The sequence below is a fragment of the Photobacterium piscicola genome (assembly GCF_046058925.1).
GTDB classification, from domain to species: Bacteria; Pseudomonadota; Gammaproteobacteria; order Enterobacterales; family Vibrionaceae; genus Photobacterium; species Photobacterium piscicola.
In genome coordinates this window covers 2848639-2868012 of sequence record NZ_CP175534.1, presented here as the reverse complement: position 1 = coordinate 2868012, position 19374 = coordinate 2848639, and the positions used below count along the sequence as shown (strand labels likewise).

Annotated in this window: 16 protein-coding genes; 12 read left to right on the top strand and 4 right to left on the bottom strand. The window is 41.2% G+C overall.

What is annotated here, in order from left to right; translation table 11 throughout:
• Window positions 1-124: 124 nt before the first annotated feature.
• Complete coding sequence (gene pnp, locus ACJZU6_RS13550; protein ID WP_408900432.1) at window positions 125-2248, top strand: polyribonucleotide nucleotidyltransferase; 2124 nt, start codon at window positions 125-127, stop codon at window positions 2246-2248.
• A 105-nt stretch (window positions 2249-2353) separates the two neighbouring features.
• Window positions 2354-3262 (top strand): lipoprotein NlpI, encoded by a 909-nt coding sequence (nlpI, locus tag ACJZU6_RS13545; protein WP_408900431.1) that lies wholly within the window; start codon window positions 2354-2356, stop codon window positions 3260-3262.
• A gap of 111 nt (window positions 3263-3373) precedes the next feature.
• On the opposite strand, the gene ACJZU6_RS13540 is transcribed toward nlpI, so the two are convergent.
• From ACJZU6_RS13540 to ACJZU6_RS13530, 3 genes are all read right to left on the bottom strand, one after another.
• Window positions 3374-4249, bottom strand: coding sequence for a U32 family peptidase (locus ACJZU6_RS13540; RefSeq protein ID WP_408900430.1), 876 nt, complete (start codon window positions 4247-4249; stop codon window positions 3374-3376).
• Window positions 4250-4258: 9 nt separating this feature from the next.
• The gene (locus tag ACJZU6_RS13535) at window positions 4259-5266 is read right to left on the bottom strand and encodes a peptidase U32 family protein (protein WP_080158446.1); all 1008 of its coding nucleotides are present in this window, start codon (window positions 5264-5266) and stop codon (window positions 4259-4261) included.
• 141 nt (window positions 5267-5407) lie between these two features.
• A complete protein-coding gene (locus tag ACJZU6_RS13530) occupies window positions 5408-7447 on the bottom strand; it encodes an EAL domain-containing protein (protein WP_080158445.1) in 2040 nt (679 codons plus the stop codon).
• Between the two features lie 222 nt (window positions 7448-7669).
• On the opposite strand from ACJZU6_RS13530, the gene ACJZU6_RS13525 reads away from it, so the two are divergent.
• The 5 genes from ACJZU6_RS13525 (at window position 7670) to rimI (ending at window position 11030) form a co-directional block, all read left to right on the top strand.
• Window positions 7670-8191 carry an SCP2 domain-containing protein gene (locus ACJZU6_RS13525; protein WP_080158444.1) on the top strand — a complete coding sequence of 174 codons (522 nt, stop codon included), beginning with the start codon at window positions 7670-7672 and terminating at the stop codon, window positions 8189-8191.
• The gene (locus tag ACJZU6_RS13520; RefSeq protein WP_080158443.1) at window positions 8181-8687 is read left to right on the top strand and encodes a GNAT family N-acetyltransferase; all 507 of its coding nucleotides are present in this window, start codon (window positions 8181-8183) and stop codon (window positions 8685-8687) included. The genes ACJZU6_RS13525 and ACJZU6_RS13520 overlap by 11 nt, the downstream gene beginning before the upstream one ends.
• Window positions 8688-8924: 237 nt before the next feature.
• Entirely contained in the window at window positions 8925-10022 is a 1098-nt protein-coding gene (locus tag ACJZU6_RS13515) for a glycerol dehydrogenase (RefSeq protein ID WP_080158442.1), read from the top strand.
• 161 nt (window positions 10023-10183) lie between these two features.
• Complete coding sequence (locus ACJZU6_RS13510) at window positions 10184-10585, top strand: DNA polymerase III subunit psi (protein ID WP_107276696.1); 402 nt, start codon at window positions 10184-10186, stop codon at window positions 10583-10585.
• Window positions 10575-11030 (top strand): ribosomal protein S18-alanine N-acetyltransferase, encoded by a 456-nt coding sequence (gene rimI, locus ACJZU6_RS13505; protein ID WP_080158440.1) that lies wholly within the window; start codon window positions 10575-10577, stop codon window positions 11028-11030. Before ACJZU6_RS13510 ends, rimI begins: the two co-directional genes overlap by 11 nt.
• Before the next feature lie 91 nt (window positions 11031-11121).
• Here the strand turns inward: rimI and prfC are convergent, their stop codons facing one another.
• The gene (gene prfC, locus ACJZU6_RS13500) at window positions 11122-12711 is read right to left on the bottom strand and encodes a peptide chain release factor 3 (RefSeq protein WP_408900429.1); all 1590 of its coding nucleotides are present in this window, start codon (window positions 12709-12711) and stop codon (window positions 11122-11124) included.
• A 101-nt stretch (window positions 12712-12812) separates the two neighbouring features.
• Between prfC and ACJZU6_RS13495 the strand changes: the two genes are divergently transcribed.
• The 5 genes from ACJZU6_RS13495 to ACJZU6_RS13475 all read left to right on the top strand — a co-directional run bounded on the left by ACJZU6_RS13495 (window position 12813) and on the right by ACJZU6_RS13475 (window position 19368).
• Window positions 12813-13682, top strand: a complete 870-nt coding sequence (locus ACJZU6_RS13495; RefSeq protein WP_235865961.1) for a TatD family hydrolase — start codon at window positions 12813-12815, stop codon at window positions 13680-13682.
• Between the two features lie 218 nt (window positions 13683-13900).
• Window positions 13901-15193 carry a NupC/NupG family nucleoside CNT transporter gene (locus ACJZU6_RS13490; protein ID WP_080158438.1) on the top strand — a complete coding sequence of 431 codons (1293 nt, stop codon included), beginning with the start codon at window positions 13901-13903 and terminating at the stop codon, window positions 15191-15193.
• Window positions 15194-15796: 603 nt separating this feature from the next.
• On the top strand, window positions 15797-16573 hold the full coding sequence (deoC, locus tag ACJZU6_RS13485; RefSeq protein ID WP_327767257.1) for a deoxyribose-phosphate aldolase: 777 nt from the start codon (window positions 15797-15799) through the stop codon (window positions 16571-16573).
• 232 nt (window positions 16574-16805) lie between these two features.
• The gene (gene deoA / locus ACJZU6_RS13480) at window positions 16806-18137 is read left to right on the top strand and encodes a thymidine phosphorylase (RefSeq protein ID WP_080158436.1); all 1332 of its coding nucleotides are present in this window, start codon (window positions 16806-16808) and stop codon (window positions 18135-18137) included.
• A 10-nt stretch (window positions 18138-18147) separates the two neighbouring features.
• Window positions 18148-19368: a phosphopentomutase gene (locus ACJZU6_RS13475; protein ID WP_080158435.1), complete on the top strand. Its 1221-nt coding sequence runs from the start codon at window positions 18148-18150 to the stop codon at window positions 19366-19368.
• The last annotated feature ends 6 nt before the right edge of the window (window positions 19369-19374 follow it).

The window sequence follows — 19374 nt, the reverse complement described above, 5'->3', positions numbered from 1 at the left end:
AGAACTTTCATTAGTCGCGATACGTAAATCATTACAAAAGTGGACATCATTACATGACGCTTATGTTTGTGTTGGTTATAATTGACCTGCAAATAGAAAGCGGAATATATTTAAGGAAATTCACGTGAATCCTATCGTAAAGACTTTCCAGTACGGTAACCACACGGTTACTCTAGAGACTGGTGTTATAGCACGTCAAGCGACTGCTGCAGTAATGGTTAGCATGGACGACACTTCAGTGTTCGTTTCTGTTGTTGGTAAGAAAACAGCAGTAGAAGGCCAAGACTTCTTCCCGCTAACAGTAAACTACCAAGAGCGTACTTACGCTGCAGGTAAAATCCCTGGTGGTTTCTTCAAGCGTGAAGGCCGTCCTTCTGAAGGCGAAACACTGACTGCACGTCTAATCGACCGTCCAATCCGTCCGCTATTCCCTGACGATTTCAAAAACGAAGTACAAGTTATTGCAACAGTAGTTTCTGTAAACCCTGCTGTTAACCCTGATATGGTTACAATGATTGGTACTTCTGCAGCACTTGCTATTTCTGGTATTCCATTCAATGGTCCTATCGGTGCGGCACGTGTTGGTTACATTAACGATCAATTCGTTCTTAACCCAAGCAATGAAGAGCTAGAAGCAAGCCGTCTAGATCTTGTTGTTGCTGGTACTAAAGACGCAGTGCTAATGGTTGAATCAGAAGCTGATCGTCTATCTGAAGAGCAAATGCTACAAGCAGTTGTTTTCGGTCACGATCAACAACAAGTTGTTATCAATGCAATCAATGAGTTTGCTGCTGAAGTTGCAACTCCTGCTTGGGATTGGGCTGCACCTGCTGAGAACACAGCGCTTAAAACTAAGATCGCTGAGTTAGCTGAAGCTAAGCTGGTTGAAGCTTACCAAATCACTGAAAAAATGGCGCGTTACGATCGCATCCACGAGATTGCTGCTGAAGTAAACGACGCGATTCTTGCTGAAGATGTTGATGCAAACGCAAAAGAAATCCACACTATCTTCCACGATCTAGAGAAGACAGTTGTACGTGGCCGCATCATTGCTGGTCTTCCACGTATCGATGGTCGTGAAAAAGACATGGTTCGTGCGCTAGACGTACGTACTGGTGTACTTCCACGTACGCACGGTTCTTCACTATTTACTCGTGGTGAAACACAAGCACTTGTTACGGCAACGCTTGGTACACAACGTGATGCACAAATCATTGATAGCATCATGGGTGAGAAGAAAGATCACTTCCTTCTTCACTACAACTTCCCTCCATACTGTGTAGGTGAAACTGGTTTCGTTGGTTCGCCTAAGCGTCGTGAAATTGGTCACGGTAAGTTGGCGAAGCGTGGTATTGCTGCAGTAATGCCATCTGTTGACGAATTCCCATACACAGTACGTGTAGTATCAGAAATCACTGAATCTAACGGTTCATCTTCAATGGCTTCTGTATGTGGTACTTCACTAGCACTTATGGATGCTGGTGTGCCAATCAAATCATCTGTTGCGGGTATCGCAATGGGTCTTGTGAAAGAAGGCGATGATTTCGTTGTTCTTTCTGACATCCTTGGTGACGAAGATCACCTAGGTGACATGGACTTTAAAGTTGCGGGTACTGACGACGGTATCACAGCACTTCAGATGGATATCAAGATCGAAGGTATCACTAAAGAGATCATGGAAATTGCACTTAACCAAGCTAAAGGCGCGCGTAAGCACATCCTTAGCGTAATGGATAATGCAATCAATGCTCCTCGTGAAGATATCTCTCAGTTTGCTCCTCGCATTCACATGATGAAGATCAACCCTGAGAAGATCAAAGATGTTATCGGTAAAGGTGGTGCAGTTATTCGTGCACTTACTGAAGAAACTGGTACTACTATCGAAATCGAAGATGATGGTACAGTGAAGATTGCGGCGACTGAAGGTACTGCTGCACAAGAAGCAATCCGTCGTATCGAAGAAATCACAGCTGATGTTGAAGTTGGCCGTGTTTACACTGGTAAAGTAATGCGTATCGTTGATTTCGGTGCGTTTGTATCAGTTATCGGTACTAAAGAAGGTCTAGTTCACATCTCTCAAATCTCACAAGATCGTGTAGAGAAAGTGTCTGATTACCTACAGATGGGTCAAGAAGTTCAAGTTAAAGTACTTGAAATCGACCGTCAAGGCCGTATCCGTCTAAGCATGAAAGAAGCAGTAGAAGCGCCAGCCGCAGCTCCTGCACAAGACGAACAGCCACAAGGCTAAGCGTTTTGCTAATATCATGATATAAAGGGGCTTAATAGCCCCTTTTTTTGATCTAAATATTGTCATAGACGCTGGATCGTCATTAATGTCACAGGGAGAACTGAGTTGATAATACGTCATATTCGATATGCTGTAATTGCTACTGCACTGGTTATCAGTGGATGTTCAACAGCACCAACCCAATGGACTCAGCCTCCGATGGCTGTCCCTTATCAAGCTAATTTTCAACAACAGATTCAGTTGGTACGGATTGAACAAATATTACAACAACCCAATATTCCGCCAACAACACTAGCCACTATTTATTATGATCGTGGTTTGTTGCATGACAGTTTAGGTCTACGTGATTTGGCGCGACTTGATTTTAATAAGTCACTCACGATTAATCCAAACCAGCCGGATTTATTTAATGTAGCTGGGGTGATTTTTACTCAAATGGGCATGTTTGATTCTGCTTATGAATCGTTTGATTCAACGTTAGATTTAGCCCCTGAGCATCCTTACGCTCACCGAAATCGTGGTATAGCGCTTTATTATGGCGAACGTTATACACTTGCAAATGAAGATTTATTGCCTCATTACCTGCTTAATATAAATGATCCTTACCGTGTTATTTGGTTATACATTAATGATTTGAAATATACGCCAGAGCAAGCTAGAACCTTACTTCAACAACGTTATGCGGTCAGTGATAAAAAAGATTGGGGTTGGCAGATCGTTAGAATGTATCTTGGTGAGATCACTGAAGAGCAGTTCTTAACCGAGATTGCCGAGCAGAGTAAAGATAATCAACAATTAGCACTGCGACTGACGGAAGGGTATTTTTATTTAGCACAGACCTATCAAAATAAACAAGATTATCCAACGGCGGTGATGTTATATAAGCTTGCTTTAGCGGGAAATGTGTATGAATTTGTTGAACATCGATTCTCTATATTAGAACTAAATCGTATTTTTACAGCAGAAGAAAATGCAGCCGCGGCGTCTTCTTCGCCAAGTGTATCAGTGAAATAATGTCGATAAAAATAGCCGCTATCATCAGCGGCTATTTTTTATTCTTTTCGAACCTCGAACCTCGAACCTCGAACCTCGAACCTCGAACCTCGAACCTCGAACCTCGAACCTTTAGCTAATATCCAATCCGGCTAGATTATGCCAATAGCCATTACATTGATGCCCATCCGCAAGTGGGTGACGAATCGTGCCTTGTTCATTAGCACGGAAGTCATCAATCAATGTCAGCGTGTCTAACCCCATTGGGCTTAATCGCACCACATCGACCATGTCTTTCATACCTTTCAAATCATTAATCAAGTTATAACAGTAACCCGATTGAGTTTGAATACCATTAAGCGTAAAGATTTTTTGATCTTCTTGGCTATTAACTGTGATCCCTTGCGGGTATTTAATACAGCAAGTTTCGCAATCATCTTTGGCTTTATTTTCAGCACGAGCAGTAAAGCAGCGGGCAGAATAAGCTAATGGTAGATAGCCATAACTAAAGACCTCAGTTTCAAATTGTTGGCGGATCCCCAGTTTTTCACATTCGGTTAGCGTATTACTTAACCAATCACGAGACAGTTCTACCGGCATACACCAGCGAGTCATGCCTTGTTTAACAAACAGTTGTAGCGTTTGGGCGTTATAGCAATTAACGGCGGGTCCAACCACAAACGGAACTTTGTTTTGTGAAGCTAACTGAATAGCAGATACATCGTTAGCTTCTACAATAAAGTCGCCATTATCGATATATTTTTTCATGATGTTAACTTCGCTAGGGGCTTCTAGCAATGCCATGGTTGATAGCACGACTTGCTTACCATTGGTGGCAAGATCTTTTGCAATATCAATCCATTGTGCCGCTTTAAGTGCGCGACGCTTAGAGCATACTGTTTCCCCTAAATAAATAATATCAACGTTGCTATGCTTAGCTTGTTGATAGAAGGTTTCAACATCATGCTGAGGCCAAAAATAGAGTAATGGCCCAAGTGAATATTTCATAATGATCCCTTATTGCCATTTACGGTGGTATGCACCTAATGTTGTTTGTTTGCCTTCTGACAGATTACCTAAACATGCATTCCATGCTGGATTAACACTGTAGCCTTCAGGATTAGCTAAATAGTGATCAATCGCCGCGCGCCAAGTACGTGTCACTTGTTCAACATATGCAGGGCTACGTTGACGACCTTCAATTTTGACTGAGGCGATATTGGCTTTAAATAACTCAGGCAAAATATCAAGTGTGTTAAGGCTGGTTGGCTCTTCAAGCGCATGATAACGCTTTTGTTCACCATCGATATTAATATCAAAACGGCCTTTGCATAGGGTTGGATAGCCTGCGTTTTCGCCTTGGGCATAGCGATCAATTAAGATTTCATTTAAGCGCGATTCTAACCCTTGAGGCGTTTCTTGCCAGCGTACATACTTTGCGGGTGAACAAGCCCCAACAGTATTTGGCGATTCACCTGTCATGTATGAAGATAAATAACAGCGACCTTCTGACATAATACATAAGCTACCAAATGCAAATACCTCTAACTGCATATCAGTATTACGGGCTAATTGCTTTACCTGATGCATGGACAACACTCGCGGCAGTACCACGCGTTTAATATTGAAATTCTGTTTATAGTAATCAATCGCGGCAGTGTTAGTCGCTGATGCTTGAACAGAGAGGTGTAATTCTAAATCAGGGTAAGTTGTTGCGGCATATTCAAGTACGCCAATGTCAGCCACAATCAGCGCATCAACACCCATTGCCGCCGCATTATCAACCGCTTTTGCCCAACGATTAAAGCCATCAGGATGAGCAAAGGTATTTAAAGCAACATGCAATTTACGATCATGATCTTTAACATACTGCACTGCTTTTTCTAGTTTGCGCTCAGTGAAGTTTAAACCAGCAAAGTGGCGGGCGTTAGTATCGTCTTTAAAACCGATATAAACCGCATCCGCACCATTATCAATGGCGGTTTTTAATGCTGGAAGATTACCAGCAGGGCAAAGAAGCTCCATGTTATTTAATTATCCAATCTTTGCGTAAAAACGATAGCTTCATAGTAGAAGTGTTTAGGCCTATAGATCTTGATGCGAGGCAGGTTTTGTTGATATTAAACAATAAAATTGTTACTAAATAATAGTGTTTTTAGACTTATATCAACCGTTGAGATAAATTTTTTCTTTTAATAATAAGCTTTCTAATTCTTGCTTTGGCATTGGGCGATGAAAATGAAACCCTTGAATATAATCACAATTTAGGTTTGAAAGTAAGGTGGCTTGTTGATGGGTTTCAATGCCTTCAGCGACAACACTCATATTAAGTGATTTACCAATATTAATGATATTTTCAATTAGGATTATTTGTTTAGGGATGGTGTCGATATCTTTAATAAACGCGCGATCAATTTTAAGTTCATCAAGGGGAAAGCGCGCTAAATAAGACAATGATGAATAGCCAGTACCAAAATCATCAATAGATAACGCAAACCCTTGTTGCTTAATTGCATTTAGCATTTGGATGGTATGCTCGCCATCACTCATTACCGTACTTTCGGTGAGTTCAAAGGTAAAATCATCAGCATTGATCCCAGTTGATTGGCGTAATTTATCAACAAAACTAATGAGATTCGGATTCTCAAACTGTTGTGATGACAGGTTTATCGCGACGCGACCTTTTAGTAACTGTTGTTTTTTCCAGTGATTAACTGTGGTAAATACTTCTCGCATAACAACACGACCAAGTTGTTCGATCAATCCTGCCCGTTCTGCAATGGGAATAAATTGTGCCGGGCTAATATAACCTTCAACGGGGTGTTTCCAGCGTACTAATGCTTCCGCACCGTCAATCTCAAAGTTTTTGGCATTGACTTTAGGTTGATACCACACTTCTAAGCCATTATTTTGCAATGCTTTTTGAAGTTCTATTTCAAGCCATAAGCGCATTCTTGCTTCTTTGCTCATCGCCTCACTAAAAATGACGAGTCGATTACGACCACGATTTTTTGCTTCATACATGGCGGTGTCGGCATTTTGCAGCATCATTCGAGCATCATGGCCATTACCAGGTGATTTGACCATGCCGATTGAGCACGAAAGGTGCTTACTGAAATAACGTAGATCAAACGGTAAATTAACCAGTGCAATAATCTGCTCTGCGATCATTTCACCACTGTTTTCATGTTCTGGGTTAGTCAATATAACCGCAAACTCATCACCACTTAGATGACCAATAATGGCATCTTCAGGTAACAGTTGCTGCAGTCGTTGAGCTATTTCTTGTAATACTTTGTCACCGATATGGTGGCCTAATGAATCATTAATATTTTTAAAGTTATCAATGTCTATATAGAGCATGAACAGCGGTGTATTAGCTTTCATTAATTGCTCTAGCTGGCGACTAAAACCATAGCGATTATAGAGCCCTGTTAATGGATCAAGTTGAGTAAGTTGTTCTATTTTATGTTGTTGATCATTGGTACAGAATACAGGTGTTAGTTTGATCAATAACGCTGACTCACCGAGGATGGTTATTGGTATCGTTGTGATGGTTAATGGCGCACGCTCAATATTATTAATGGCATAATAATGCTGATTAGTATCCTGGAATGCTGAGATAAATTTTTTACTGTGGCAAGGTTGGTGGTTATTATCTAACAATAAGTGCTCAAGTTGTTGTCCAACTAAAGCAGGCTTAGATGTCATACCTAATAGATCGACAGCATGTTGATTGGCATTTTTGATGATATTTTTTTCTACAATGCAGATTCCATCGGTCATTAGGTTTTGAAGTTGGATTAATTGATGCTCAGATTCTTGTAATGAATGAATTAAAATATGACGTTCTGAGGTATCAATTGAATGCGAAATAATATGACTGATTTTACCTGAGGTATTTGTCAAAGGCGCCAGACTGATATGTAAACAGGTGTGATGTGGCGTGTCATTGATGGTCACTTCCGCTTCAATAACTTCACCATTAAATGCTCGCTCATAATACGGTTTTAAACATTGGTAATAATAGTGACCAAGGGTATCTGTGTCGTTACTGCCAATTAATTGATGCTGTGATTTACCACTAATATCACTATAACGATTATTCACTCGATGGTAACAGTGTTGATCGTCAATAATCGCAAACAGGAAAGGACTATTATTTGTTAAAAGAGGAAACCAATAGTCAAGTTGCTCTATCTGCATCAATGTTTAATCCTTGGCTCTATGAGTTGAATGTTAATAATAAGGTGCGATTAATTGATAACTAGTGTAAATGTTAGTAGGCGTAAATATAACGCTTATTAACAAAATAATGACTTGTTTTAGTGAGGCAATTGCTTTTTTTTGACTTAAGGCATAAAACAAATGGTTAAGATTGCCATACAATTCATTTTTAGCGTTCGACTTTAAACGGGAATACAAATAGTGATTGCTCAACTTAGAAAACAATTGGTTCAACATGGTCCGGCATTATTACGTGTCCCTGCAAAATTGACACCTTTCTCTATTCAAAAAAAGATCATGTTAGATAGCCTTGCGATGGTTTTCAAAGAAGCATTGGCCGATGGCGATTTTGAATTTCTGGAGGATCGCTGGTTAAAAGTTGAAGTGCGTGATTTAGGATTACAGTGGTTCATTAGTTATCAAGATGAAGCATTGGTAGTAACGGAACACTGTGAACACCATGATGTGAGCTTTAGTGGCGAGTGTAATGACTTAGTGTTAATTGCAGCACGTAAAGAAGATCCTGATACACTGTTTTTCCAACGTCGCCTTCGTATTGAAGGTGATACTGAATTGGGTTTGGAAGTGAAGAACTTGATGGACAGTATTGATCTTGATTCTTTGCCTTCTGCCGTGAAATTTGTGTTACAGCAATCAGCTGATTTTATTCATCAGGGAATGCAGGCTAACGTGATTGATAAAGAGGTTACACATGCTCATTAGATCTGAAGCACCCGCTGATATTTTATTGATCGATGCATTATTAAAATCAGTGTTTGATACTGATGCCGAAGCGAACTTAGTGATGCGCTTGCGTGAAAATGGTTGCCGAACCTTATCATTAGTCGCTTGTACTGACGAAGGTGAAGTGATTGGGCATGCTTTTTTTAGCCCAGTAACGGTGGCAGGACAAGAAACAAATTGGCAAGGGCTTGCACCTTTATCTATTCATCAAGACCATCGTAATCAAGGGGTTGGCTTAGCATTATTAGCAGAAGCGCAAGCAACATTAGCTGATTTTGATTATCCTGCGGTGGTGGTATTAGGTGATCCTAATTATTACCATCGTGCTGGCTATGAAGCAGCTTTACCACATGGTTTAACTTGCCGTTGGCCAGGAACAGAAGCTGCCTTTATGGTATTAGAAATTGCGCCGGGTAGTGTACAGCAACATCAAGGATTGGTTGAATACTGCGAAGAGTTTAATGCTTTAGCATAATAAATGAAGTACTGACTTTTCGGCAGTAACTAATAAGCCACGCTCTTCCTTTTAATACGATAGTTTTATTACTATCTGCGAGGAGGAGCGTGGTTTTTTTATATCCATTAATAACCTATTAATATTGCACTGCAATAAGGTTAATATTGAGAAGTAAGAACTCTTTATTTGTCATTTAGCTTAATATTTGGTGGTGGTATTTTATTGCTAATAATAAATCATTAAGGAATGACATTCATGATCCCTCGTAGTATTACCTCACCAAAAAAATTCATTATTGGTCAAAACCTATTGCCACAACTTGGCGGTTTTATTAAAGATTTTGGTAATAATGCTGTATTGATTTGTGATGAATTTATTCTTAATAAAGTTAAAGAAGAAGCACTACCAGCGTTACAACAAGCGGACATTACTGCTCATGCAGAACAATTTCAATATGAATGTACTGATACTGAAATTGGTCGTATCCATGAGATCGTAAAACACCTTGGCGCAAATGTAGTTGTGGGTATTGGTGGTGGTAAAACCATGGATGTGGCTAAAGCGGTTGCGCATTTTGCTCACATTCCCGTTATTATTTTCCCAACTATTGCGTCAACAGATGCACCTTGTACTGCGTTATCTGTGGTATATAAAGATGACGGTGAATTTGACCGTTACTTATTCCTACCTCAAAACCCAGATGCTGTTATTGCTGATACCGGTATTATTGCAGCAGCGCCAACTAAGTTCTTTGCCGCAGGTATTGGTGATGCGCTAGCAACCTTCTTTGAAGCTCGTGCATGTTGTTATGCTGACGGTTTAAACCTAGTACAAAAACGCGTATCACGTACCGGTCTTGGCATGGCGCTTATGTGCTATGAGTTGATTGTTGAAAACGTAGAAATGGCAATGGATGCCGCGCGTCGCCATGTGGTGACTCCAGCATTAGAAGAAATGGTTGAAGCAACGATTTACCTCAGTGGTATCGGTGCTGAATCTGGTGGTTTAGCGGCTGCGCACGCTGTTAGTAACGGTATGTCTTCATTACCACAATTACACCATATTCAGCATGGTGAGAAAGTAGCGTTTGGTTTGCTAACTCAATTAGTGCTTGAAAAAGCCGATGCTGAAGAAATTGAAAACGTTATTTATGTAATGAAAACAGCTGGTTTACCATTAACTTTAGCTGATTTCGGTATTGAAGAAATGGTGGAATCTGAATGGCGTCAAGTGGCTGAGATTGCCTGCGCTGAAGGTGACACTATGTGTAATATGGCGGTTAAGGTCAATGCTGACCGCGTCTACCAAGCAATGGTTGCTGCTGATGCATTAGCACAACGTTACCATGACTAAAATGTCATGCTGATAATGGCTGAATAATAATAATCAATGCCGACATTATGTCGGCATTGTTGTTTTTAAACCATTAGAGACAGAAGATGATAGTTTATGAGTACAAAGCAGTGCGGATTTGCTAGGATCAGCCTCCATTTATATTCCATAGCAGGTAGGGTATGAAGCAACGCGATATTCAGGTGTTACAGGAAATGGGGATCACTTATTGGCAAGTGCGAAAGCCTGAGCTTTTTCCTAACCAAGTGCTACCTGTGATCAATCTGCCCGCTGAGTGTAAGCTGCTTTTTATTTCGGCTGAGGAATTGAATGAGCATGATGCTTGGTTGTTTGGACGTATTTTATCAAGTATGAAATTGACGCCAGAGCAAGCATTATCCTTGCCGCTATCGGCACTTGATCAAATCGCAGCGCATCATTTAACGTGGTGTTGGTTTGCGGGTTGCCAAGGGACATACCCGACGGGTTGTCAGGTTCTGAATTCGGCCTCATTAAAACTTATGCATAATGATCCTTCATCTAAGAAAGCATTATGGCAACAGATTTGTAGTTATGACTCATAAAATTATTCCATTAGAAGCACACCATACCGATGATGTTTGGCGTATAGAACAAGCAGCGAATACCTTTCCGTGGGCAGAATCAATGATTCGCAAAGAGCCTAACCGAATTGCGGCCAACTATGTATTAGTGGTTGATGAGCAAGTGGTTGGGTATTGCTTTGGCCAAGTTGTCGCAGGTGAAGGTACTTTATTGAATATTGCCATTGATCCAGCTCAGCAACGTAAAGGCTACGGTAAGTTATTACTTAATGGTTTTATTGATGCGTTAGAAGCAAAACAAGCGGAAGAAATTTGGCTTGAAGTACGTGAGAGTAACATTGGTGCGTATAAGCTTTATGAAGCAACCGGATTTAATGAAACCAATCGTCGTGTTGGTTATTATCCTGCGGTTGATGGTCGTGAAGATGCGTTGATCATGGCGTATATGTTTATGCCTTTTGGCTGATTTACTTATAAAGTACCTATAAATAAAGACCAATAAAAAGGCCGTATCCAGATGAATACGGCCTTTTTGGTATTAGTAACCTGTGAGGGGATTAGTGTTCGCGAGTGGCGCGGAAATCACCTTCAGGGAAACGTTCTTTAGCAAGGTTTAGGTTAACCATGGTTGGTGCGATGTAAGATAAGTTATCACCGCCATCGAGTGCTAGGTGAGATTGGTTCTTACGCTTGAATTCTTCAAGTTTCTTCGCGTCATCACATTCAACCCAACGTGCAGTTGCTACGTTAACGCCTTCATAAATCGCTTCAACGTTGTATTCAGCTTTAAGACGTGCCACAACCACATCAAACTGAAGTACACCAACCGCACCAACGATAAGATCGTTGTTTTGTAGCGGACGGAATACCTGCACCGCACCTTCTTCTGAAAGTTGTACTAAGCCTTTTAGCAATTGCTTTTGCTTTAGTGGATCTTTTAGACGAATACGACGGAAAAGTTCAGGGGCAAAGTTTGGAATACCAGCAAACTTCAAATCTTCACCTTGAGTAAAGGTATCACCGATTTGAATCGTACCGTGGTTGTGTAAACCAATAATGTCACCCGCATAAGCGACTTCAGCACGTGAACGGTCACCCGCCATAAAGGTTACGGCATCAGAAATGCTGACGTTTTTACCAGTACGAACATGGTTCATCTTCATACCTTGGTCGTAAGTACCTGACACAATACGCATAAATGCAATACGGTCACGGTGTTTAGGATCCATATTTGCTTGGATTTTAAACACAAAGCCTGAGAATTTCTCTTCCGTTGCTTCAACTTCACGGGTATTGGCTTGGCGAGGTAATGGTGCTGGAGCCCATTCAGTTAAGCCGTCAAGCATATGGTCAACACCAAAGTTACCCAGTGCAGTACCAAAGAATACGGGTGTTAGTTCACCGGCTAAAAAGAGTTCACGATCAAATTCATTTGATGCGCCAATAACTAACTCTAGTTCTTCACGTAAGTTAGCCGCAAGGTCGCTACCAATTTCAACGTCTAGCTCAGGATTCTCTAACCCTTTGATGATACGTTGTTCTTGAATAGTGTGGCCTTGACCTGTGCTATAAAGAATCGTTTCATCACGGTGAATATGGTAAACACCTTTGAATTCTTTACCACAACCAATCGGCCATGAAATTGGCGCACATGCCATACCTAATTCAACTTCAACCTCATCAAGCAATTCCATTGGATCACGTGTTTCACGGTCCAATTTGTTCATGAAGGTAACAATAGGAGTGTCACGTAGACGGGTTACTTCCATTAACTTACGAGTACGATCTTCGACACCTTTCGCGGCATCGATAACCATTAGACAAGAGTCAACCGCAGTTAGGGTACGGTAAGTATCTTCTGAGAAGTCTTCGTGTCCAGGAGTATCAAGTAAGTTAACTAAACAAGCATTGTAAGGAAACTGCATCACTGATGTAGTTACCGAGATACCACGTTCTTTTTCCATCTCCATCCAGTCAGATTTTGCATGCTGGTTAGAGCCACGACCTTTTACGGTGCCCGCTTTTTGGATCGCGTTTCCGAACAACAATACTTTTTCAGTAATGGTGGTTTTACCCGCATCGGGGTGGGAGATAATAGCGAAAGTACGACGTTTCGATACTTCGCCTTGAAACAGTGTTTGCGACATTAGCATGTTCTTTTTGAATGGAGTGCGTTATTCACTATTGTCGCTGATTTTATCCTTATACTCAATCTAGCCGCAGCGAGAATTACTCACAAAGGTAAATAATGACCCGTTTGATGGTTAATTCACGGCATAATATGCATCACCTTCTTAATATAGAGACTCAAATTATGGCAGTAACCACCAAACAACCGGTTGTGATAGATAGCCATTGTCATTTTGACTTTGCACCATTTGCAGCCGATCCCGCTCAAGCATGGACACAAGCACAGCAAGCGGGAGTGAAAGCGTTGGTTATTCCAACGGTCGGTAGCAGTAATTGGCACACGGTTGCAACCCTATGTCAGCAATTTTCAGGCTTATATTATGGATTAGGTATTCACCCTTTTTTTAGTCATCAACATACAGCAAATGTGGTGGCTGAATTAGCGTGTCTGCTCACTAGCGCCAAGAATGATGAGCAGTGTGTGGCAGTGGGAGAGTGTGGGTTAGATTTTGCTGTGGCGAACGTTAATCGAGACCAACAATTACAATGGTTACAAGCGCAACTTCAATTAGCCAATGAGCATGATTTACCTGTGATACTACATTGCCGTAAAGCCTTTGCTGAATTGGTTACATTATTGCGTCAGCAGCCACCTAAAATGGGCGGTGTTTATCACGGATTTAGTGGCAGTTACCAACAGGCAACGCAGCTTGTTGATCTCGGTATCAAAATTGGGGTTGGTGGTACTATTACTTATAGTCGCGCTCAAAAAACCCGCGCTACTATAGCGAAATTACCATTATCAGCACTGTTATTAGAGACAGATGCCCCTGATATGCCAGTGTCAGGCTATCAAGGTCAGCCAAATCGACCTGAGCGTTTAGTCGATATTGTTACAACATTGGCGGATATAAGAGGTGACACCTATGCACAAATAGCACAAGCAACAACCTTAACATGTACTGAATTATTTCAAATAAAGGTGTGATTTTGCTGCCAAAGCCAAACGTTTGCGTTGATCGCAAGGCTCTTTAAATAAGGGTTATGTGATACGAGTCACAATAGCTGATTATGGTACATCAAATTTCCTCATAAACTGTGATCTTTGCATTACATCATCAGGAACTCCATGAGTATAATGCGCCGACTCTATAAAAGAGCCTAACTGTCAATACGCCAAAACTTAACTATAGGATTCCATAAATCATGAGCCTGCTAATGAGCCTAGTTGGGATGGTGGTACTGCTATTACTTGCCGTACTTCTATCTGATAACCGTAAAGCGATCAACTTACGTACTGTTGGTGGTGCATTTGCTATCCAATTTCTTTTAGGTGCCTTTGTTCTTTATGTGCCTGTAGGCCGTGATGTGCTGTATGGCATGTCGCAAGCAGTAGCTAACGTTATTGGTTATGGTAATGACGGTATTAACTTCTTATTTGGTGGCTTAACATCAAACAAGATGTTTGAATTATTTGGCGGTGGTGGTTTTGTCTTCGCATTACGCGTACTGCCTGTTATCGTCTTCTTCTCTGCACTTATCAGTGTGTTGTACTACATCGGCGTTATGCAAATTGTTATCAATGTACTAGGTGGCGGTTTACGTAAAGTTCTTGGCACTTCTCATGCAGAATCAATGTCTGCAACAGCTAATATTTTTGTAGGTCAAACGGAAGCACCATTGGTTATTCGTCCGTTCGTACCTAAGATGACTCAGTCTGAGCTGTTTGCGGTAATGTGTGGTGGTTTGGCGTCAGTAGCTGGTGGTGTACTTGCAGGTTACGCACAAATGGGTGTGCCTCTAGAATACTTGATTGCCGCTTCATTTATGGCAGCCCCTGGTGGTTTACTGTTTGCTAAAATCATTAAGCCTGAAACTGAGCAGCCTATTGAGCAGATTGCGGGTAACGATGAAGATGAAAGTGAAGAAAAACCCGCTAACATTATTGATGCAGCAGCAGCAGGTGCATCATCTGGTATGCAACTAGCGCTAAACGTAGGCGCAATGTTACTTGCATTCATCGGTCTAATTGCACTAATTAACGGTATGCTTGGTGGTATCGGTGGTTGGTTCGGTATGCCTGAACTAACACTAGAACTGATTCTAGGTTACGTATTCTCACCACTTGCATTCCTTATTGGTGTGCCATGGGGTGAAGCACAAGTTGCTGGTTCATTCATCGGTCAGAAGATTGTTGTTAACGAATTCGTTGCTTACCTAAACTTTGCCCCTTACCTAAAAGATGTAGCTGATGGCGGCATGTTAGTAGCACAAACTGGTGCTGAAATGTCTGATAAGACTAAAGCTATCATCTCATTTGCATTGTGTGGTTTCGCAAACCTATCTTCAGTAGCAATTCTACTGGGTGGTTTAGGTGGTCTAGCTCCAACGCGTCGTGCTGAAATCGCTCGCTTTGGTATGAAGGCTGTTGCGGCAGGTACATTATCTAACCTAATGTCAGCAACAATTGCAGGTTTATTTATTACACTAGCATCATAGTTATAAATAAAGACTAACCTCAGATAAGAAACGCCATGGCTGATGCTGTGGCGTTTTTTTTATTCGTCAAAAGTCATGAAATTTAAGTTTGGTTTAATGTAATAAAATCGATTGCGTTCCCCTTTCTTAATTTTCACTCTGTTATTATTCTCTTATAGAAACAGTATCGCGGTTGTAATTGATAACGTTATTGCTGTTATTTGCATCACCAATAACTGTTATGCAAAAAACGGCTTTTTTTATGTTTAAGTTGCATGAGTTGCGAAAACACTTTTTATTTCAGTAAACATATTATCCACCACAGGAAACACGAGATTAATGGTCGAGTCGTGGTTGAGTTGATATTATAAGTGAAGTAAAACCTTAACTGGTTAAGGCGACTTAATCTTGTCTGGGGTAAGTTTACGCGGTGAAAAGGATAGCAACTAGAAGGGGTTTATTCTCTTCTGGGTCTTCAAGGAATAACGTCCGCTCATAGATGACAATGGCAATGAATGCTGTTGCACCGCAGTGAAGTAAATGAGGTCACTGCTGAATTCATATCGAGTATTCAGGTAGTAATATTAATACTACCGCGATCAAACATTACGACTGGAGAAAGTCATGAGCGATTTAAAAGCTGCAGCACTACGTGCATTAAAATTAATGGACCTTACAACATTAAATGAAGACGACACTGACGAAAAAGTGATCGCGCTATGTAAGAATGCAAAAACAGTTGTTGGTAACACTGCTGCAGTATGTATTTACCCTCGTTTTATTCCAGTCGCTAAGAAGCAACTACGTGAGCAAGGTACACCAGATGTACGTGTTGCAACAGTCACTAACTTCCCACATGGTAATGATGATATTGAGATCGCTGTGGCTGAAACAAAAGCGGCTGTTGCTTACGGCGCAGACGAAGTAGACGTTGTATTCCCATACCGCGCGCTAATGGCTGGCAATGCTGAAGTAGGCTTTGAGCTTGTGAAGCAATGTAAAGCAGCGTGTGGTGATAATGTATTGCTTAAAGTTATCATCGAAACAGGTGAGCTAAAAACAGAAGCACTTATTAAGCAAGCATCTGAAATTTGTATTAATGCAGGTGCTAACTTTATTAAAACATCTACAGGTAAAGTGCCTGTAAACGCAACACCTGAATACGCTGAAATCATGTTGAATGTAATTAAAGATATGGGCGTAGCAAAAACAGTTGGTTTTAAACCTGCTGGTGGCGTGCGTACCGCTGAAGATGCACAACAATATTTAGCAATGGCAAACACTATTCTTGGTGATGAGTGGGCAGATAGCCGTCATTACCGTTTTGGTGCATCAAGCCTACTTGCCAACTTACTTCACACATTAGGTGAAGGCGAGCAAGCGGCACAAGGCGGTTACTAAGCTTTAGTTAAATAAGGTGGTGTCATGCCACCTTATTATTTTCAACGCTTATTATTGATGCTAATCGTTATATATTAGCCATAATTATTTATTTTATTTAGTGTGCTTTTCAATGATGTTTTGCCATCACTGACAGGTTTTGTGCACGTAAAATTTAACGTAATAATAGTTTGGTTTTATAAATAAATAATTAATTTTCCCTATTAAAATCCATATCAGTAAGAGGATCGTCATGTACTTACCTCAAGAAATTATTCGTAAAAAACGCGACAATATTGTTTTAACTGCCGATGAAATTAATTTTTTCATTCAAGGTGTTGCTAAAAATACTGTTTCTGAAGGTCAAATCGCAGCCTTTGCAATGGCGATTTATTTTAATGATATGACCATGGATGAGCGTGTTGCTTTAACATGTGCAATGCGTGACTCAGGCATGGTGATCGATTGGAGCCACATGAATTTTGATGGCCCAATTGTTGATAAACACTCAACTGGTGGTGTGGGTGATGTGACCTCTTTAATGCTGGGCGCTATGGTAGCGGCATGTGGTGGCTATGTACCAATGATCTCCGGTCGTGGTCTTGGTCATACGGGTGGTACGCTAGATAAACTGGAATCAATTCCAGGTTACAACATTACGCCAAGCAATGAAGTGTTCGGTAAAGTAACCAAAGAAGCGGGTGTGGCTATTATTGGTCAAACGGGCGATTTAGCTCCTGCTGATAAACGTGTTTATGCGACCCGTGATGTCACGGCGACAGTGGATAATATTTCATTAATTACTGCATCTATTTTGTCGAAGAAGTTAGCGGCAGGTCTAGATTACTTGGTGATGGATGTAAAAGTAGGTTCAGGCGCATTTATGCCAACTTACGCAGCATCAGAAGAATTAGCCAAATCTATTGTTGCGGTTGCTAATGGTGCGGGCACTTGTACCTCTGCATTGTTGACTGATATGAATCAAGTGTTAGCATCAACCGCGGGTAATGCACTTGAAGTGCGTGAAGCGGTACAGTTTTTAACGGGCGAATACCGTAACCCTCGTTTATATGAAGTTACCATGGCATTGTGTGCTGAAATGTTAGTTATCAGTAAACTAGCATCAGATTTACCGCAAGCACGTGCGAAACTTCAAACAGTGTTAGATAATGGTCAAGCAGCAGAACGTTTTGGCAAAATGGTGGCAGGCCTTGGTGGTCCAACTGATTTTATCGATAATTATGATAACTATCTTGATAAAGCAGAGATCATTAAACCTGTATTTGCTGAAACAACCGGTTTTGCAACTGCGATGGATACCCGTGGTTTAGGTATGGCTGTTGTTGGCATGGGTGGTGGTCGTCGTGTTGCTAGCGATAGCATTGATTATGCTGTTGGTTTATCAAATATGATTCGCCTTGGTGATGAAGTATATGCAGATACTCCATTAGCAATGGTACACGCACGTACTGAAGCGCAATGGCAAGAAGCAGCTAAAGCGGTTCGTGCCAATATCAGTATTGCTGATACACAGTCAGAGCCAACCCCTGAAGTATACCGTCGTATTGGCGAACAAGACGTATAACGGAGCAAACATGAAACGTTCAATTATTTTAGTTTTAGATTCTTTTGGTATCGGCGCGACGGAAGATGCGGTTGATTTTGGTGACGTGGGTGCAAACACCCTTGGTCATATTGCCCAAGCATGTGCACGTGGTGAAGCTAATAATGGTGATCGTAGTGGTGCCCTTTATCTGCCTAACCTAACTAAATTAGGTTTAGCAAAAGCATGTGAAGAGTCATGTGGTCATTTTCCTGAAGGTATGGACACTGATGTTGAAATCGTAGGTGCGTTTGGCCATGCGAAAGAAATTTCATCAGGAAAAGATACACCTTCTGGTCACTGGGAAATTGCGGGCGTACCAGTATTGTTTGATTGGGGTTATTTCAGCGATAAGACTAATAGCTTTCCAAAAGAGCTAACTGATCGCATCCTTGAGCGTGCAGGTTTAGACGGTTACTTAGGTAACTGCCATGCATCGGGTACACAAGTACTGGATGATTTGGGCGAAGAGCACATGCAAACAGGTAAACCAATTTTCTATACATCTGCTGACTCTGTATTCCAAATTGCATGTCACGAAGAGACTTACGGTCTTGATAAGTTGATGGAACTTTGTCATATCGTGCGTGAAGAGCTAGAAGATTATAATATTGGCCGTGTTATTGCGCGTCCATTTATTGGTGCTGGTAAAGGCCAATTTGAGCGTACGGGTAACCGTCGTGATTTATCACTTGAGCCACCTGCAACAACTATTCTGCAAAAGTTAGTTGAAGAGAAGCAAGGCGAAGTGATTTCTATCGGTAAGATTTCTGATATCTATGCGGGCTGTGGTATTTCTCGCAAAGTAAAAGCAACCGGTATTCCTGCTTTATTTGATGCAACGTTAGCACAAATTGATGTTGCGGGTGATAACAGCATCGTGTTTACTAACTTTGTTGACTTTGACTCAGCTTACGGCCACCGTCGTAATGTTGCAGGTTATGCTGCGGCACTTGAGTATTTTGACCGTCGTTTACCTGAAATTTTAGCCTTGCTAAAAGAAGACGATGTGCTAATTATTACCGCTGACCATGGTTGTGATCCAACATGGCCTGGTACTGATCATACACGTGAGCACATTCCAGTGATCGTAACTGGACCAAAAGTTCAAGCGGGCTCATTAGGTCGTCGTGAAACATTTGCTGACATCGGTCAAAGCTTAGCAACACATTTTGGTACTTCTGATATGGATTACGGTAAATCGTTCTTATAAAACGTA

Coding starts and splice junctions, on each gene's coding strand:
- ACJZU6_RS13540 (WP_408900430.1), bottom strand. CDS start 4,249: ATGAAATATTCACTTGGGCCATTACTCTATTTTTGGCCTCAGCATGAT.
- ACJZU6_RS13535 (WP_080158446.1), bottom strand. CDS start 5,266: ATGGAGCTTCTTTGCCCTGCTGGTAATCTTCCAGCATTAAAAACCGCC.
- ACJZU6_RS13530 (WP_080158445.1), bottom strand. CDS start 7,447: ATGCAGATAGAGCAACTTGACTATTGGTTTCCTCTTTTAACAAATAAT.
- ACJZU6_RS13520 (WP_080158443.1), top strand. CDS start 8,181: ATGCTCATTAGATCTGAAGCACCCGCTGATATTTTATTGATCGATGCA.
- ACJZU6_RS13515 (WP_080158442.1), top strand. CDS start 8,925: ATGATCCCTCGTAGTATTACCTCACCAAAAAAATTCATTATTGGTCAA.
- ACJZU6_RS13510 (WP_107276696.1), top strand. CDS start 10,184: ATGAAGCAACGCGATATTCAGGTGTTACAGGAAATGGGGATCACTTAT.
- rimI (WP_080158440.1), top strand. CDS start 10,575: ATGACTCATAAAATTATTCCATTAGAAGCACACCATACCGATGATGTT.
- prfC (WP_408900429.1), bottom strand. CDS start 12,711: ATGTCGCAAACACTGTTTCAAGGCGAAGTATCGAAACGTCGTACTTTC.
- ACJZU6_RS13495 (WP_235865961.1), top strand. CDS start 12,813: ATGACCCGTTTGATGGTTAATTCACGGCATAATATGCATCACCTTCTT.
- ACJZU6_RS13490 (WP_080158438.1), top strand. CDS start 13,901: ATGAGCCTGCTAATGAGCCTAGTTGGGATGGTGGTACTGCTATTACTT.
- deoC (WP_327767257.1), top strand. CDS start 15,797: ATGAGCGATTTAAAAGCTGCAGCACTACGTGCATTAAAATTAATGGAC.
- deoA (WP_080158436.1), top strand. CDS start 16,806: ATGTACTTACCTCAAGAAATTATTCGTAAAAAACGCGACAATATTGTT.
- ACJZU6_RS13475 (WP_080158435.1), top strand. CDS start 18,148: ATGAAACGTTCAATTATTTTAGTTTTAGATTCTTTTGGTATCGGCGCG.